Below are 549 nucleotides of genomic sequence, written 5' to 3' on the forward strand. Positions count from 1 at the left end.
GGGCGGGGATCTCCTGCGTGGCGAACCACAGCAGGTCGTGCTCGTCGGCGAGGTCCACGGTGTTCTGCGCGTCGACGTCGTCCTTGTCGGCGGCGTCCAGGGCGGCCGCGGCGGCGGTGACGTCCTGCTCGGCGCCCTGCGCGTCGACGTGCACCGAGGCGGCCTTGGCGAGCCGCAGGGGGCCGGGGACGGAGGCCTCGCCCATCTCCTCGGGGGCCAGGTCCACAGCGCGGTCCGCCACGTCCACCGCGACGACGACGCGGCGGCGGGGCGCGGCCGGGTCGGCGGCCAGCAGGCGCAGCGAGGCGTGGGCGGCCAGGCCCAGGGCGGCGTACTCCAGCTCCTCGGAGTCCTCGGACTCGTACCAGTCGCTCAGCGCGGGGGTGGCCGCGTAGGCGGTGACGCGCTCCCCGCCCAGCTCGCCCGTCCGGTACGCCTCGGCGAGCCCGGGGAGGGTCAGGGGTACGTAGACGCGCATGCGGGCCGCCGCTTTCGGTCGGGGACGAGTGGTCAGCTCAGGATACGTGCGGCGTGCGGGGACGGTCCCCT

1 protein-coding gene is annotated in these 549 nt (G+C 76.3%); it reads right to left on the reverse strand.

Annotated features, from left to right (window positions below; genetic code table 11):
- Window positions 1–478, reverse strand: a 478-nt coding sequence (locus ACOV8S_RS18410; protein ID WP_448318919.1) for a DUF6912 family protein, incomplete at its 3' end; no start/stop codon positions are given.
- Window positions 479–549: the final 71 nt, after the last annotated feature.

The sequence above is a fragment of the Streptomyces sp. CO7 genome, assembly GCF_053474865.1.